This window comes from Aquimarina algiphila (assembly GCF_947494415.1).
Lineage (GTDB): Bacteria > Bacteroidota > Bacteroidia > Flavobacteriales > Flavobacteriaceae > Aquimarina > Aquimarina algiphila.
Genome location: NZ_CANLVC010000008.1, coordinates 728,844 through 743,842 on the forward strand (window position 1 = coordinate 728,844; position 14,999 = coordinate 743,842).

General features: G+C 30.0%; 19 protein-coding genes. All 19 read left to right on the forward strand.

Translation table 11 applies throughout. The features are described from left to right. The first annotated feature begins 55 nt into the window (after positions 1 to 55). The 19 genes from PQF96_RS20905 (at position 56) to PQF96_RS20995 (ending at position 14,954) form a co-directional block, all read left to right on the forward strand. Entirely contained in the window at positions 56 to 637 is a 582-nt protein-coding gene (locus PQF96_RS20905) for a Crp/Fnr family transcriptional regulator (RefSeq protein WP_271768093.1), read from the forward strand. Positions 638 to 703: 66 nt separating this feature from the next. Next, positions 704 to 1,327, forward strand: a complete 624-nt coding sequence (locus PQF96_RS20910) for an FMN-dependent NADH-azoreductase (protein WP_271768094.1) — start codon at positions 704 to 706, stop codon at positions 1,325 to 1,327. 152 nt (positions 1,328 to 1,479) lie between these two features. Continuing rightward, complete coding sequence (locus PQF96_RS20915) at positions 1,480 to 2,214, forward strand: YqjF family protein (protein WP_271768095.1); 735 nt, start codon at positions 1,480 to 1,482, stop codon at positions 2,212 to 2,214. 200 nt (positions 2,215 to 2,414) lie between these two features. Beyond that, positions 2,415 to 3,470 (forward strand): AraC family transcriptional regulator, encoded by a 1,056-nt coding sequence (locus tag PQF96_RS20920; RefSeq protein WP_271768096.1) that lies wholly within the window; start codon positions 2,415 to 2,417, stop codon positions 3,468 to 3,470. Positions 3,471 to 3,575: 105 nt separating this feature from the next. Then, positions 3,576 to 4,361: a type 1 glutamine amidotransferase domain-containing protein gene (locus PQF96_RS20925; protein ID WP_271768097.1), complete on the forward strand. Its 786-nt coding sequence runs from the start codon at positions 3,576 to 3,578 to the stop codon at positions 4,359 to 4,361. Between the two features lies 1 nt (position 4,362). Continuing rightward, on the forward strand, positions 4,363 to 4,770 hold the full coding sequence (locus PQF96_RS20930) for a nuclear transport factor 2 family protein (RefSeq protein ID WP_271768098.1): 408 nt from the start codon (positions 4,363 to 4,365) through the stop codon (positions 4,768 to 4,770). A gap of 178 nt (positions 4,771 to 4,948) precedes the next feature. Beyond that, entirely contained in the window at positions 4,949 to 5,977 is a 1,029-nt protein-coding gene (locus tag PQF96_RS20935) for a serine hydrolase domain-containing protein (RefSeq protein ID WP_271768099.1), read from the forward strand. 3 nt (positions 5,978 to 5,980) lie between these two features. After that, positions 5,981 to 6,427: a YybH family protein gene (locus PQF96_RS20940; RefSeq protein WP_271768100.1), complete on the forward strand. Its 447-nt coding sequence runs from the start codon at positions 5,981 to 5,983 to the stop codon at positions 6,425 to 6,427. Between the two features lie 288 nt (positions 6,428 to 6,715). Then, positions 6,716 to 7,435 (forward strand): hypothetical protein, encoded by a 720-nt coding sequence (locus PQF96_RS20945; RefSeq protein ID WP_271768101.1) that lies wholly within the window; start codon positions 6,716 to 6,718, stop codon positions 7,433 to 7,435. Between the two features lie 78 nt (positions 7,436 to 7,513). Further along, positions 7,514 to 7,849, forward strand: a complete 336-nt coding sequence (locus tag PQF96_RS20950; RefSeq protein ID WP_109435362.1) for a hypothetical protein — start codon at positions 7,514 to 7,516, stop codon at positions 7,847 to 7,849. A gap of 198 nt (positions 7,850 to 8,047) precedes the next feature. Next, positions 8,048 to 8,527, forward strand: a complete 480-nt coding sequence (locus PQF96_RS20955; protein WP_271768102.1) for a GNAT family N-acetyltransferase — start codon at positions 8,048 to 8,050, stop codon at positions 8,525 to 8,527. A gap of 778 nt (positions 8,528 to 9,305) precedes the next feature. Further along, complete coding sequence (locus PQF96_RS20960) at positions 9,306 to 9,734, forward strand: hypothetical protein (protein ID WP_271768103.1); 429 nt, start codon at positions 9,306 to 9,308, stop codon at positions 9,732 to 9,734. Between the two features lie 238 nt (positions 9,735 to 9,972). Continuing rightward, positions 9,973 to 10,509 (forward strand): GNAT family N-acetyltransferase, encoded by a 537-nt coding sequence (locus tag PQF96_RS20965; protein ID WP_271768104.1) that lies wholly within the window; start codon positions 9,973 to 9,975, stop codon positions 10,507 to 10,509. Between the two features lie 295 nt (positions 10,510 to 10,804). Further along, positions 10,805 to 11,431 carry a hypothetical protein gene (locus tag PQF96_RS20970; protein ID WP_271768105.1) on the forward strand — a complete coding sequence of 209 codons (627 nt, stop codon included), beginning with the start codon at positions 10,805 to 10,807 and terminating at the stop codon, positions 11,429 to 11,431. 178 nt (positions 11,432 to 11,609) lie between these two features. Then, positions 11,610 to 12,299 carry an SH3 domain-containing protein gene (locus PQF96_RS20975; RefSeq protein WP_271768106.1) on the forward strand — a complete coding sequence of 230 codons (690 nt, stop codon included), beginning with the start codon at positions 11,610 to 11,612 and terminating at the stop codon, positions 12,297 to 12,299. 196 nt (positions 12,300 to 12,495) lie between these two features. Next, positions 12,496 to 13,032, forward strand: a complete 537-nt coding sequence (locus tag PQF96_RS20980) for a YcxB family protein (RefSeq protein ID WP_271768107.1) — start codon at positions 12,496 to 12,498, stop codon at positions 13,030 to 13,032. A gap of 29 nt (positions 13,033 to 13,061) precedes the next feature. Continuing rightward, positions 13,062 to 13,745, forward strand: a complete 684-nt coding sequence (locus tag PQF96_RS20985; RefSeq protein WP_271768108.1) for a DUF6843 domain-containing protein — start codon at positions 13,062 to 13,064, stop codon at positions 13,743 to 13,745. Positions 13,746 to 13,906: 161 nt separating this feature from the next. Further along, positions 13,907 to 14,332: a hypothetical protein gene (locus PQF96_RS20990; protein WP_271768109.1), complete on the forward strand. Its 426-nt coding sequence runs from the start codon at positions 13,907 to 13,909 to the stop codon at positions 14,330 to 14,332. A gap of 202 nt (positions 14,333 to 14,534) precedes the next feature. After that, positions 14,535 to 14,954 (forward strand): hypothetical protein, encoded by a 420-nt coding sequence (locus PQF96_RS20995; RefSeq protein ID WP_271768110.1) that lies wholly within the window; start codon positions 14,535 to 14,537, stop codon positions 14,952 to 14,954. The last annotated feature ends 45 nt before the right edge of the window (positions 14,955 to 14,999 follow it).

Genomic DNA, 14,999 nt, shown 5'->3' on the forward strand with positions numbered 1-14,999 from the left:
TTTCCTTCGGAAAATTCCGCAACAAGCCATACGCAGAACGTTGGCAACAATTTAAATGAAAGAGAAACTAATCAATTCCATTTCAAAATACATTAAATTAAGTTCCGAAGAAGAAAATTCAATTGAGACTTTTTGGACAGAAAAAACCCTTGAAAAAGGAGATTATCTTTTGAGAAATGGGGAAACTTGCCGAACTGACAATTTTATTGTTAATGGAGCATTAAAGGCTTTTTACATAAATCCCGAAACAGGAAAGGAAGAAATCCTATATTTTGCAATTGAAAATTGGTGGGCAACTGATATTGAAAGTTTTCAAAAACAAAAGGCTTCTATCTATAATATTCAAGCAATTGAAAAAACTGAACTGCTTCAAATTAACTACCACTCATTTCAAAAAATGTTACTTGAAATCCCGAAACTTGAACGCTTTTTTAGAATCATCCTTGAAAATTATCTTGGCAGTTTACAAAAAAGGTTAATTACAAATATCACCTTAGATGCTGAACAGCGTTATTTCAGCTTTATTGAAAATTACCCAAAAATTGCAGATAAAGTGCCTCAATATTTAATCGCTTCTTACTTAGGTATCACTGCCGAATTTTTGAGCAGAATTCGTAAAAAATACAAACCATCTTAAACTAGGTCAATATCTTTCTTCTTCTATTTATAGAACTTTGCTTCTTTATTCAAAAATTAGAAAAAAATGAACAAAGTACTTATCATTAATGCAAGTGTCAGAAATAAAAAATCACACAGTAGAAAATTAACGCAACTTTTTGTAGAAAATTGGAAAAACAAAAATCTAAAAGATAGTTTTTCTTATAGAGAGGTCGGACTTACTGAAATTCCATCAATAAATGAAAAATGGATTGCAAGTGCATTTATCAAACCTAATGAAAGAACAAAAGAAAATCAGTCGGGAGTTGAGTTTAGCGACGAATTGATTAAAGAGTTTAAGGAACATGATATTTATGTTTTAGGAACCCCGATGTATAACTGGTCAATTCCAAGCGGACTAAAATCTTACATAGACCAACTCATGAGAATTAACGAAACTTGGAAATTCCGTTCAGGAGAACCAGACGGAGATTATGTTGGACTTCTTGAAAACAAAAAAATGTTCATTCTATCTAGTCGTGGAGACACAGGTTATGGAGAAAATGAGAAAAATGAACATATGAATTTCCAAACAACCTACTTGAAATTCGTTTTCGGGATTATGGGTATAAAAGACATTTCTATAATTTCATTGGATAATGAAGAGTTTGGTGGAGAAATATTTGAGAAATCAAAAAAGAAAACCTATCAAAGGATTGAACAGATATGAAAAATATTGCCAACACCTTGTATAATTAATTGCTTAGTCATAATCTACTTACAAAAGTCTTCACGGACTTTCTTTCTGTGAATTATTTGCTAACTTTAGTGCATAAAACATGCAACTAATCATACACACACCCTTTGTAGCCAATTGCAGAAATGACAATCCGAGAGATATTAAATACGGTTAATCACAGACCTTGGAAAATGCCAACCGAAAAGTGGAAATTTTATCAAGAGTGGAATAATGCAATATTTCTTCATTGGCAAGTGGAACTATCTGAATTGAAAAAGTTTGTCCCAAAAGAACTTGAAATTGACCTTTTTGATGGAAAACCTTGGATTTCTGTTGTTGCTTTTACAATGGAAAAAATACGACCAAAAAACCTACCTTCTTTTTCGCCAATTTCGAATTTTGATGAAATCAATATCAGAACTTATGTGAAATTTAATAACAAAACAGGAGTGTATTTTTTGAGTATCGAAGGCGGAAAAAGTTTGTCATGTAAAGTTGCAAAAGAAATGTCTGAACTGCCATATAGATTTTCAAAAATAAAACGGACTGAAAATCAATACGAATCCAATAATCAGGAATTTAATGACAGATTGAATATTCAGTTTGGGATTGGAAATGAAACTACTGAAAAATCAGAATTAGAAAAATGGTTAACTGAAAGATATGCTCTTTTTCAAGATACAGAAAAATCTATTAATGAATTCGAAATTCACCATTTGGAATGGCCTATTAATGAACTTGAATTGACGAATTTTGAGTTTAATTATCCAAGATTTAAAAACCTGATCAAAAATGATCCTGTTAAAACTCAATTTTCTATAGGTGTGAAGGTTCTTGCTTGGGGGAAAAACAAACTGGCTACAACACCATATATTTGATCATAGAAGCTAGGTAATTAATCGAGTGGTTATCCTATTTTTGGTAAAGCGCAATGCTTGCAAAAAGTTAAAGTTAGCAACTAATGCGCAGATAATGTCGATAGTTAAGTAACATTTTGCACAGCTACGATACATATGTTAAACGTTAGCAAATATTAGAACAAAACAATAAAATCTTTGAAAAACATCAAATTATATAAATGAATTTTGATAATCAACTATTATTTTTCTTTAGTGCATTAGGGGCATTCAATGGGCTTTTTTTAAGTGCTTATTTCGCGTTTTTTATAAAAAAGAGAAACCGCTCTACTTATTTTTTAGCTGGTTTATTATTTGTAGTTAGCGTTCGTGTTACAAAATCAGTATTTCTAACATTTTACGAGAATATTTCTACACATTTCATTCAGATTGGTCTCTCTGCATGTTTACTCATCGGGCCATTTTTATATCTTTACATTAGAGAAACCACTCGCTCAAAAAGTAGCAATTCCTATGGTTGGCTTATTCATATTATACCAATTGTAGTTATAATGATTCTACTTGGTTATTATTTTCCATATAACGAACATCGTTATTTGTGGCAGCGCTCTTCAGCAGGCTACTTGTCTTGGTTCATGTTTGCGCAATGGTTTGTTTATATTGTTTTGTCGCTTGCTTTAATTAGATCACAATTGTACAAACTAATCTCAAAAACTAAAAAATTAAATAGTAAAGATATTTGGTTAACTACGGTTACAATAGGAGTGTCTATTATTTGGCTGGCGTACTTTACAAGTAGATATACATCTTATATCGTGGGCGCTTTATCGTTCTCATTTGTACTTTATCTTGCAATTCTTTTGGTGATTTTAAAGCGACGAAATAAATTGTTATTTTTTGAAGAACCAGAAAAATATGCTTCTAAAAAAATTAAAAATACAGAAGCAGAACAACACATTCAAAAGATGAATGATTTAATGATTGAAGAAAAATTATTTAAGGATAGTACTGTAAAATTGAAATTATTGGCGGATAGATTAAACGTTTCAACACATTATTTATCCCAACTGCTTAATGATAATTTAGGGCAATCCTTCGCTCAATATATAAATACGCTCCGTGTGGAAGAATCAAAGGATTTAATTAAAAATAACAATCAGTTTACACTCGAAGCTATTGGTTTAGAAGCTGGCTTTAGCTCTAAATCATCCTTTTATTCTACTTTTAAAAAGATTACAGGCGCTACGCCAGCAGCTTATAAAAAACAGATGTTATAAAGTTTTTTGTCCAAAATTATAATTCTGTACTTTTCTATTATAACTCTGGATTGAATTTCAAAAGGATTTGTCGAATTTTGATAGCATCATCAAAAAACGATAATCATGAAATTTAAAATCTTATCGATAATCCTAAGTTTTTCCCTAGGATTATCAAATCAAGTACATTCAGAACAAGAAAGTAAAGGCAACATTTTGTTCATCATGTATAATGCCAAAACCTATGGCGATTCAGATATTGAAACAGGTACAAGTTTTACCGAAATTGTTTATGCTTACGATGTTTTTGTAAAGCATAATTACAAAGTTGATTTTCTGACTCCAGATGGCGGAAGCATTCATTTAGGGGATTACTACAAAGCCAAATACCCTTTACAATATCGCTATTTTAGTGATAGTGGTTTTATGATACGTCTTAAAACAACTTTAAAACCATCTGAAGTTAATCCTAAAACTTATAAAGCCGTTTACTATGTTGGTGGTAGAGCGGCTATGCATGATGTGCCAGATAACGAAGTTATTCAAAATATAGCGATGGCGATTTATGAAAAGAAAAACGGTGTTATTTCCGCAGTTTATCATGGAACTGCTGGAATAGTCAACTTAAAAACTAATAATGGTGACTTTTTAATAAACGGAAAAAAGGTTAATGGTTACCCAGACGCTTTTGAGAGAAAAGAAAAACCTTATTATGAAGAATTTCCTTTTTCTATTGAAAAAAAAGTCAACCAACATGGAGGTCATTTTACATACTCAGCTAATGGTTGGGATAGTTATGCCATAGCTGAGAATAGACTTATCACGGGACAAGCCCCTACAGCTTCTGCAAAAGTGGCGGTGTTGGTTGTTGCCAAACTTCAAAAAAATCAAAATCAATCTAAAAACAATTAAAATGAAAACATCAATCACTACATTATTACTATGCCTAAATTTTTTTACAATTTTAGCTCAACAATCTGATTATTTACAAGTTGAGAAAACAGTTTCTTATTACCTAGATGGTGGAACAAACAACGACTTTGAAATGCTAAAAAAAGCATTTCACGAAACTGCAACCATGAAGTTTATCCGTAATGGCGAATACAGAGAAGTCAATGCTTTAGAATTCTTTAAAAAAGCTGTTAAACCTGGACCAAAACAGAACCGGAAAACGCATATTTCTTACATCAACGTTACAGGAAACGTAGCAAGTGCAAAACTTCAAATAGATTATGAAACCTTCAGTTTTATTGATTATATGAATCTTATTAAGATTGATGGTGAGTGGAAAGTCGTGAGTAAGATATTTTATAGAAAATAGAACTAATGAAATTGATTTAGCCATTGAAAACTATAAAAAGTCCTTAGAATTGAACCCAACTAATACTAATGCGATTGAAATTCTAAAAAAAACTAAACCAATAAATATAATTATTATCCTATTCAGAATAGATTAAAGAGCATTGTGCCTAAAAAGATTAAAAAAACCTAATTATAAAATGAAACATAAAATAATTCAACTCTTAATATTAGTATTAACCTTAACGTTTTCTGCCTGTAAAAACTACAAAAGTGTAGAAGCTTATGTCGATGAAATAAACCAAAAAGGAGAACTCAATGGTAATGTTCTCGTTGTAAAGAACAATGAGGTTTTATACGAAAACTCTTTTGGTATTGCTCATCCTAAAACCAAAGAGCCTTTAACAGCGTCTCATCGTTTCGCTATTGGTTCTATTTCTAAAGAATTTCCAGGAGTGGCCGCAATGCAACTGTACGAAAGCGGAAAACTGAAGCTTGAGGATAAGGTAAGTAAATACCTTAAAAATTTACCATCTTGGGCTTCTACAATAAGCATTCAGCAATTGTTTAAATACACAAGTGGTTTGCCAAGAGTAGCATGGGAGCGTTATGGAGAAAACGAAATGACCGTTACTCACGACTTGTTACTGAATGATTTAAAGAACATAGAACAGCTTGCTTTTGAGCCAGGAACAGACTATCTCTACTCAAACTACAACCCTATATTACTCATTCATATTATAGAAGAGATTTCTGGTCAATCTTTTGAAGATTATGTAACTCAGAACATATTTAAACCTGCAAAAATGAAAAGTAGCTATTTTGGAAAAGCTACGCCTTGGAAAAACGAAACGTTACCTGCTCATCCATTTAACAAAGACAATAATCTTGATGCTTTTAAGATGGATGGCATTAAGTTTTTGATGTTATTTACAGCACAAGATATTTACCAATATCTCCAGCACTTGCACAGTTATCAATTACTGTCAAAAGAATCCATAAAGCTTCTTTCTGAAAGAGAAGGCTCACAATCGCCTTTAGGTGTTTTAGAATGGGACGATAGTAAATTAGAGGTTCACCATCATCATGGCGAACAAGGAAGCTATGAGTCTGTAATTAGATATTTTCCTGAAGAAGAATTATATATTATTATCTTAAAGAATCAAAAGTTTTTTAATGTAATGGATATGGCAGATGAGATTCACGATATAATAATCACTAATAAATAGTAAATGAAATTTATAACTAAAATAATCTTAGCACTTACAATATTTAGTCAAGTGCAGGCTCAAACATTAAAAGGGAATAAAGAAGACATCAATCAAATTATAGAAAACACCAAGGCATTTTCGCGCTATGTTATGGCATCGGATTATAAAATGATTGCTTCATCTTATACCGAAGACGCAAAAATCTTCCCTAATAACACTATAATATTAGAAGGTGAAGACATTATAAAATACTGGACACTACCTAAAGGAATAAGTACTAGTTTTCATAAAATCACCCAAACAGAAATTACAGTAGTTGAAGACACAGCTTATGATTATGGTTATTACGAAGGAAAAACCAAACAAAAAGATGGTCAAATTTCTTCTTGGCAAGGAAAGTATGTCATTGTTTGGAAGAAAGTAAAGGGTAACTGGAAAATGCATTTAGATATTTGGAATAATATATAAAATTGTAATAAATCAGAACCAAGGTAATGTTTATACTATCTGATAAGATTTTTGAAATAGTAATTTGGAAAAATAACATTTGCTAACACGGTGTATAAAGCATAGCTAATAAGTGCTAAATCGAAAGGTTTGTGTATATTTAGGAAGTCCGCCAAATTTTTAATTTGGCTTTTAAAAAAGTGAAAAATTAAAAACAAAATATAAAAATTCGGCTCCGTGATAATCCGAAAAGTTAGTGTCTTTTTACACGCTACGTTTCATACACTAGACCGTTAGCAAAAATATCCAATGAATATCAGTTTTGATCTTGACAGTACATTAATTCCGAATGGAAAAGAATTTGAAACCGAAAAGAGGAACGGAATTGCTAAACTATTCGGAATTGAAGAAATACGGAAAGGAACGAGTGAATTGATTTCTGATTTACAAAATCAAGGACATAAAATTCATATCTATACAACATCATTTCGAACTAAAAGAAAAATAAGACTCACTTTAAAATATTATGGAATAAGAGTAAACCGAATTGTAAACCAAACGGAAAATCATAAAGTTTTAAAATCTCGGAATATTAATTCATCGAAATATCCACCAGCTTTTGATTTTGATTTACATATTGATGATTTAAAAGGTGTCGGAATTGAGAGTGAGAGATTTAATTTTAATGCAATTATTGTTAATCCGAGTGACAAAAATTGGATTGAAAACATAAAAAGTGGAATAGAGCGAATATTTGAATTGAAAATACTCAAAAGACTATTAAAGGAACTTTGGCTTCAATCGGATGACTGTTCAGAACCTATTGAAAATATGTGGTTTTCTATTCAAGAAGTCGCCAAATCTACTGGAAACAAAAGAAAGGAAATAAGAAAACATTTGAACTTATTAATAGATGATAAGTATATTGAGATTACGTCAGAAGAACCTTTATTGTTTGAATTTACCGAAAAAGGAAAAGCAATTAAGACAGATTTGGAAATAGAAAAAATAATAAAAAATGTTGGGTAACAAGGTGTATAAAATCATAGTGGCTTTTCCACGACGATTCATACACGCAACTTTGTAGCCAATTAAAAAGAAATCAAATTGAATTTAGATAATAAAAAATTTATAACTACGGAGAATAAAAGTGGATTATCATCAGGTGAAACCATCTTCCATTATTTCCAAAATGGAACAACTATTACAGGAAAGTATAAAGGAGGTTCGATTTTGGAGGGACTTTTTATTGGAAAACAAACTCAAGACTCAGAAATAGAACTCTTGTATCAGTGCTTAACAACTGAAGGAGAATTAAAAGCTGGAGAATCTAAAGGCAAAATTTCAGAAACAAAAAGTGGAAAACTGAAATTGGAATTTGATTGGAACTGGTTGAATGGAGATTTATCAGGCGGAAAATCGGAATACAAAGAAATTGAATAAAAAAACTGGCTACAACTTTATATATAAAATCAGAGCAATTTAGTGATAAATCAAAAGGTCATTTCCTTTTTGTAATGGCGCTAAATTTTTATAATTCGAATAAGAAATAAAAATATACGGATAGATCGAAAAACTAGGTAACATTTTTCCCTGCTACGACACATATATTTAACGTTGACATTAATTAACAAGACTGAAATGAAAATTAGAGAAGCTCATAGAAATGAATATACCATTTCAACTAACAAGGGTAAATTAGATATTTTGAGCATTCACAAATTCCTTGCAAACGAAACTGATTGGGCTAACGGAATTCCAATCAATACTTTGAAAACATCAATTGAAAACTCTTTGAATTTTGGGCTTTATTACGAAAACACACAAATTGGTTTTGCTAGAATAATTTCAGACTATTCAACTATTGCATATTTAGGAGATGTTTATGTTCTAAAGGAATATAGAGGAAAGGGATTAAGTAAATGGCTGATAAATGAAATAATGGAACACCCTAGTCTTCAAGGATTAAGACGCTGGATTTTATTAACCGATACAGCCGAATGGCTTTATAAAAAGTTTGGGTTTACAGAAATACCTAATCCTGAATTTTATATGGAGAAACATAACCCGAATGTATATAACAGAATAGACAAGACTAATGCCAACAAAAACTATAATTAATTACGGAGTTTAGTTTTTAACTCAAAGTTTTGTATATTTTTACTAAGTCCGTCAAATTATTTTGATTTGACTTTTGAATAAGAAAAATTAAAAGCCAACAAAATTCTTTAACCAAGTGTTTAATTAAAAGTCTCTGACTTTCTATTCCTACACTAACAATAGCTAAACTGTTGTGCACAAGCCGATAAAAAATCGAAAAACAAATGAAAAAAACGCTAAATGATTTAACCAAAGAAGATTGGAATACACTTTTTCCAATTGAACTGGTAGACCATAATCCTGAATAGAAAAACATTTATGAAAATGAAAAGCAGCGAATTATAGATAATGTAGGGCAGGAAAAAATAGTAAGGATTAAAAACTTTGACAAAGGTTTGAATAGTGAAAATGAGAAAGAACTAATTTTAAAACGAATAAAAAATTAATGTTAACAATAATGTAAAGATTAACGGATAAAACATATCAAGACAATGTAGCTTTCTCTTTTATCAAAGTTCTTACAATTATTTTTTTATTTACTCCACTTATAGCTTTTATTGGTTACATAGCAATTCAAAATTTAGAGGGACATTACTACTTATATGCTTTTATATATGGGCAATTATCAATTTTATTTGTAAAATTAATCTTCGAACATAGTAAGCGAACTTTTATTTCAGATATTGTTGAAAAAAAACTTGAACCTATATTAAAGTTTGAATATGAACAGAAGGAATGGAACAAATTTATAAAGAAGGTTTTAAAGAAAAAGATTAAAAAGAACTCTATTATTTCAATAGTGATTCTTTTAATTTCAATTACTTCAATAATTGTAGGGTATAACTTAAAAAATGATGGGGAATTCGCCTTGGCTGTTGGATATAATCTCTTGATGATTTCACTTTTTTGGGGACTAAATTCTTACCTTTATGTTCTTAATCCAATTTATAATGCTTTGGATAACAATACTAAAGAAATACAATGTTTTAAGTATGGTATAGTTTTAATAAGTAATTATTATATTTTAAAGACCTTTAATTATATGGTTAATATAGAATTAGAGAAAAAAAATAACGAAATAAACATTTGTTTTACTGATGAAACTAGAAGTACAAGTGTCGATGGAAATGATGCAAATGTGATAACAAAAACACATATACTTATCCCTCAAAAAAATAAAAATGATTCTGACAAAATATACACAAAAGCTTTTAGAAAGTTAATGTGATTCTATAGGTTGGTTATTGAAGTCTTTAGTTAATAAACTATTTTTGTAAAGTATATTCTAATAAATAATGCTAGTGTTAACACCGTATATATAGCAAAGAAGGCGTTCATTAGTTTACGAAAGTTCAGTGCTATTTACCAACGCCGCCAAATCGTTGATTTGGCTTAGTGCAAACCTAAATGTTTATTACTTTCTATTACCCTACTTGCTATATATTTAACGTTATCTATAATTTGGAATGAAAATCTTGATAGAAACAGAAAGATTATTGTTAAGGAAAATTACTCTGGATGATAAAGAGAAATTATTTAGGCTGCACTCTGATCCAGATGTACAAAAGTATACAGGTGAACCTATAGTTGAATCTATTGGAGAAATAGAAAAGGCAATACAAATAAGAATTAACAATTATGAGAAGTATGGATACGGGAGATGGGCTACTTTTCTAAAAAATGAAATGCAATTTGTAGGATGGGCTGGTTTAGCATATCTACCAGAATTTGATGAAATTGACCTTGGCTATAGATTCTTACCAGAATTTTGGGGGTCAGGTATAGCAACAGAAGCTTCTCGTGCAATTTTAACTTACGGATTTGATAAACTCAAATTAAAAAAGATAATTGCGATTGCAATGAAAGAAAATAAAGCATCGATCAGAGTAATGGAAAAAGCCGGAATGGAATTCGAAAAATTTGCACCCTATGAACCTGGGAGTGAAGATGCCGTCTGGTATTATTGCGACCAAAAGCTTTTAACAACAAATAAATGCTATTAAAACGAGTGTTTATTGAGAACACTATGAGCAAGCTACAAGTTAAAAACACTCGAATGAAAATTCTATTTTTCACTATCATTTCTGTTTTGCATAGAGTGAAAAAACAAATCTAATTGTCAAACAGCAAAGAAATTTATATCATAAACCTATTTCTATTTATGTAAATGGATTTCCAAAAAATAAAAAAATCACATTCACGTTGAAAGCAACAAATGCTAAAATCATAATTGGAGTTAAAAAGTAATAGATATTTCAGACTCGAACGGTAATATTAACTTATCTAAACAACCATCTATTGGAGGCAATTCTTCGAGGTAAAACCGTTTTATTATATTTACCGTCGTCATTAATTATAAAAATTATGTGTAGATACGGAATGACTACATACAAACAACATTATGCTTGTTTTGAATGTCGAAAAACATTTAAACGTAAATTATTGGTTGATATTGATAAAGGAGCAGCCTATTCAAAAGATTTTGAAAGTGTTCCTTCAAAATGCCCTGAGTGTAGTGCATTAATGGCAAATATGGGGTTGGATTTCGAATCCCCCAAGAAAAATGACTTAAAAACTTGGAGCCATATGAAAAACCTATACAAAAGCGGAATTACTTTCCACTCTTGTGGTTGTTCTGGACCAGGTTATATTCCAAAAGACAAACCTCAACTATTAGAGTTTTTAAATGAGAAAAGAGAAGGGTTTATTAAACATAAAAGATTCTGGTCTAATAGAATCGAACCAAAGACCAATAGTGAAAAAAATAAAGATTTAACCAACAACAGTCATTACATATATAGCATACCTAATAAAATAAAATCTGGTACAAAAAAGAACAAAAAAGCTGATAAAGTTTTAGCAGTTCAATATTGGGCTGAAAAAATTGACGAAATAGAACTTCAGATAAACAAACTAAACTATTGACAATAATACCTATATTGTCATAGCAGCTAATTGATAAATCGAATGACTATTGTATTTTTATAAAAGTGCAATGCCTATCAAAAAGAAAAGCTAGAAATCAATGAACAGAAAAATCCAAAAAGCATAGTAATTTTTTGCTCTGCTTAGATACATATATTTAACGTTGGTTACAATTCGAATGAGAAATTTTATATACATATTAATCGGATTTCTTGGTTTAAATACAAATGCTCAATTAATCAATGATGAATCCTATTTAGATTTAGAATTTTTAAAATTTAAGACAGAACTTTTGCACTGTGTAATCCAAAAAGATAAAGAAAAACTTAAAGGTTTTCTTGCAAATCGTGTATTAGAAAGTAAAGACACATGTGGATATCCCGGTTGTACTAAGGATGAATTTATCAAATACTATTTTGAAGAAAATTCTGAAGAATCTTGGAAGAATATGTTAACTATTTTAAGATTTGGATTTAGTAGAGTTGAAGATGAAAACCCCAACAATATTATCTCTCATGACAAAATAATATTTCAAGGACCTTCATATTTAAAAAAAGTAGATAGAGATAACGAAATAATCGTAATTGGAGAAAATGTAAATATAAGAGAAAAACCAAGCTTGAAAGGAAAAGTTATAAGACAATCATCTTTTGAAAAGTTTAGTTGTGATTGTAATATTATTACAATGAAGAAAAGTACATATCAAACGGTTGACGGAATAAATTGGCTTGAAATAAAGCTAAAATCCGGACAAGCTGGATATATTTCAGTAGAATTAACTTCTTATTCCCTAATAAAAGAAATGACCATTGCAAAAATAGATGGAAAGTGGAAAATAATATCTTTTTTTAACTCTCCAGGTTGTTAAAAAAAATGTATCCAATATTATACCTAAAAATCAGAGCAAAGTTAAGTATCAATCATAAGGTCATTTCTTTTTTTGCTGTGGCACTAAATTTTTTATAACTTAAACAAGAAATAAAAATTGTGTAAATAGATCGATTGGTTCAAACATACTTGCTCCTCTCCTATTCATATATTTAGCGCTACCATTACTACCAAAAATGAATCTAAACTATAAACTTACCAACTTAGATTTTTTAGAATATCAACTATACGCATCTTCAAAATCTAAATCCCATAAAAAGAAACGTCAAAATAGTAGAATTATAATTCCAATTATTTTTTTGATATATGGATTATACTTGACTCTTAAGGACAAAAATTACATTGGAATTTTAGTTTTTGGAATTACAGCAATTTTATGGTTTGCCTTCTACCCTATTTATTCAAGCTGGAGATACAAAAGGCATTTTAAAAAATACGTTGAAGAAAACTATAAAAACCGTATTGATACGTCCGTAGAAATTATCCTTGATGAAAATTTTGTAAAGGCAAAAGACTTCACTTCTGAAACTAAAATAAACGGAACTGAACTTAAAGAATTAATTGAAACAAAAAACCATTTCTTTATAAAATTGACAACCGATTTATCACTTATTGTTCCAAAACATTCGATTAAGGATAAAGCTGAATTTAAAAGACGTCTGGCAGAATTGGGAACCGAATATATTGACGAACTAAATTGGAAATGGAAATAAAAAAGTACTAAGGATAATATACCGTTAGAATGAATCAAAGAACAAGCAACATACTTTTCAATATTGGAATTGCATTTCTCATACTAGGTGGAATTGGATTGACCATTATGGCTTTTTTTACTTTTATCGGATTACCCATTTTTATTATTGGGATAATTCTCATTTCACTGAGTAAAAAAAAATTAAAAACAAAAATCATATGGATTTTTTCTATGATTACTCTTGTAATTTTATTTTGGCCCATTTGGATTAAAATTAATACTGAAAAACCAGAAACCTACCTCATACCAGAGAATTATTCTGGAAAAATAATAATAGTTTACGGAGAAGATTGTGGAATAGAACCTTTAATAGAAAATGGACGTCGAGTTTTAGAAATACCTAATAACGGAATTTTAATTATTAAGCCTGAATTTGAAGGCGGAATTATTGACCACAAATACTACTTTGTCAACAAAAACAAAGAAAGAACAAAAATTGAACGATATGAGAATGATTCAGATAGAACTCAACATGTTCCGGGAATTCGATTGATCGGTTCTGGAGGAATTGGCGGAATCATGATTGATGGAAGTTCTTCAACAGAATCACCTTTAGCAATACGTTATACAGAATTTGAAGTCTATCAAGACACTCTAACTGATTATAATTCTAAGGAAGAACAAAAGTTTGATTCTTTAATGAAAGATATTGTAAATGAGTGTCGAAACTAAAAAAATAGCGATAACAATACCACATGTAATTAATTATAGGTTCTGTGTATGCTAGTAAAATTCTACGTATTTGCCTCTGGCTCGTCTCGTTTGCTTTTACTAACTTAGTCCTTGCTGATACAACTAACCTTTCATAATCATGTTAGCAAACATAAATTCTAATGGCCTATTCGAAATTAAAATATTCTGAATCTCACCCTTTAAAAGCCGAATTGGTAAATAAAAGATTATTATCTAAGGAAGAATTTGTAAATAAATATGAAAAATTCCCTTGGAAAGAATTGTTAGAGGAACAACTGAATGCAGATGACAAAAACATTCATTGCTCTCCTTCTCTAAATGTTGAAAATAATGATGGAAAATTAATATCGGTTTCCATAGTTGGTGAATTAAATGATTATGAATTTTATGTTTGTTTCAAAAGACCAATAACTCGAAAGAGGAAAAAGTGGTTCGGACTTATCGAATATGATTATTACGATAAAGATTTCTGTAGTGTAATCCCCGAGCAAACAAAAAATGACGGGCTTGAAGCTTTTCTACTCTTTTATGAAGGTAATTTTGAGAAATTGGAAGAAAGGTGGTAAAACCAAAGATTCGTTAACATCAAGAAGTATGATGAAGTAATAACTTATTAGTTCTAGCATATTTGATATGTCATCAAGTTTGTATGAAGTATGAAGAAAAAGTTATAAAATCCGCGTAGATTTACAGATCGTATTATGGTAACATTTTGCCTTGATACAATAAAACCTAATAAACGTTGTACATTATGTGAATTGGATATTCATGAATCATAAAAAGATTTACCGATATACTAATATTGAATTGTTTGACCTCATCAAAAATGGAGTCAATAAAAATGACGTTAAAAAAGCTGAATTAGAATTAGAAACTCGGAATCTGACTCAAAAACAGTTATCAGAAGTCGAGACTGAGTACATCAAGTATAAAAAATTCCAAAATAATCGCAAAACTGCTCCTTTGACAACGAGAGAATGGATACCCCTTTTCTTTTTACCATTTTTTATTCCTATGCAAAGATGGAGAAAGTATGATCATTTTTCAACGTCAGAATTTGAACGATATGAAAAGTATGGATATGAAGAAAAGGCACGAGAAGCTAGAAAAGTTCGATGGTATGGAACTTTATTCTGGATTTTAATTATAATAAATATCGTGTTTATTCATAATTACCTCACAAGATAAAAAGAGGTAAAAAACACATAATATTGTCGCCAATTAAGTAACAAT

Excerpts from the sequence above, each read along its gene's own strand:
- PQF96_RS20905 (WP_271768093.1), top strand. The coding sequence starts at position 56 with ATGAAAGAGAAACTAATCAATTCCATTTCAAAATACATTAAATTAAGT.
- PQF96_RS20910 (WP_271768094.1), top strand. The coding sequence starts at position 704 with ATGAACAAAGTACTTATCATTAATGCAAGTGTCAGAAATAAAAAATCA.
- PQF96_RS20915 (WP_271768095.1), top strand. The coding sequence starts at position 1,480 with ATGACAATCCGAGAGATATTAAATACGGTTAATCACAGACCTTGGAAA.
- PQF96_RS20920 (WP_271768096.1), top strand. The coding sequence starts at position 2,415 with ATGAATTTTGATAATCAACTATTATTTTTCTTTAGTGCATTAGGGGCA.
- PQF96_RS20925 (WP_271768097.1), top strand. The coding sequence starts at position 3,576 with ATGAAATTTAAAATCTTATCGATAATCCTAAGTTTTTCCCTAGGATTA.
- PQF96_RS20930 (WP_271768098.1), top strand. The coding sequence starts at position 4,363 with ATGAAAACATCAATCACTACATTATTACTATGCCTAAATTTTTTTACA.
- PQF96_RS20935 (WP_271768099.1), top strand. The coding sequence starts at position 4,949 with ATGAAACATAAAATAATTCAACTCTTAATATTAGTATTAACCTTAACG.
- PQF96_RS20940 (WP_271768100.1), top strand. The coding sequence starts at position 5,981 with ATGAAATTTATAACTAAAATAATCTTAGCACTTACAATATTTAGTCAA.
- PQF96_RS20945 (WP_271768101.1), top strand. The coding sequence starts at position 6,716 with ATGAATATCAGTTTTGATCTTGACAGTACATTAATTCCGAATGGAAAA.
- PQF96_RS20955 (WP_271768102.1), top strand. The coding sequence starts at position 8,048 with ATGAAAATTAGAGAAGCTCATAGAAATGAATATACCATTTCAACTAAC.
- PQF96_RS20965 (WP_271768104.1), top strand. The coding sequence starts at position 9,973 with ATGAAAATCTTGATAGAAACAGAAAGATTATTGTTAAGGAAAATTACT.
- PQF96_RS20975 (WP_271768106.1), top strand. The coding sequence starts at position 11,610 with ATGAGAAATTTTATATACATATTAATCGGATTTCTTGGTTTAAATACA.
- PQF96_RS20980 (WP_271768107.1), top strand. The coding sequence starts at position 12,496 with ATGAATCTAAACTATAAACTTACCAACTTAGATTTTTTAGAATATCAA.
- PQF96_RS20985 (WP_271768108.1), top strand. The coding sequence starts at position 13,062 with ATGAATCAAAGAACAAGCAACATACTTTTCAATATTGGAATTGCATTT.
- PQF96_RS20990 (WP_271768109.1), top strand. The coding sequence starts at position 13,907 with ATGGCCTATTCGAAATTAAAATATTCTGAATCTCACCCTTTAAAAGCC.
- PQF96_RS20995 (WP_271768110.1), top strand. The coding sequence starts at position 14,535 with ATGAATCATAAAAAGATTTACCGATATACTAATATTGAATTGTTTGAC.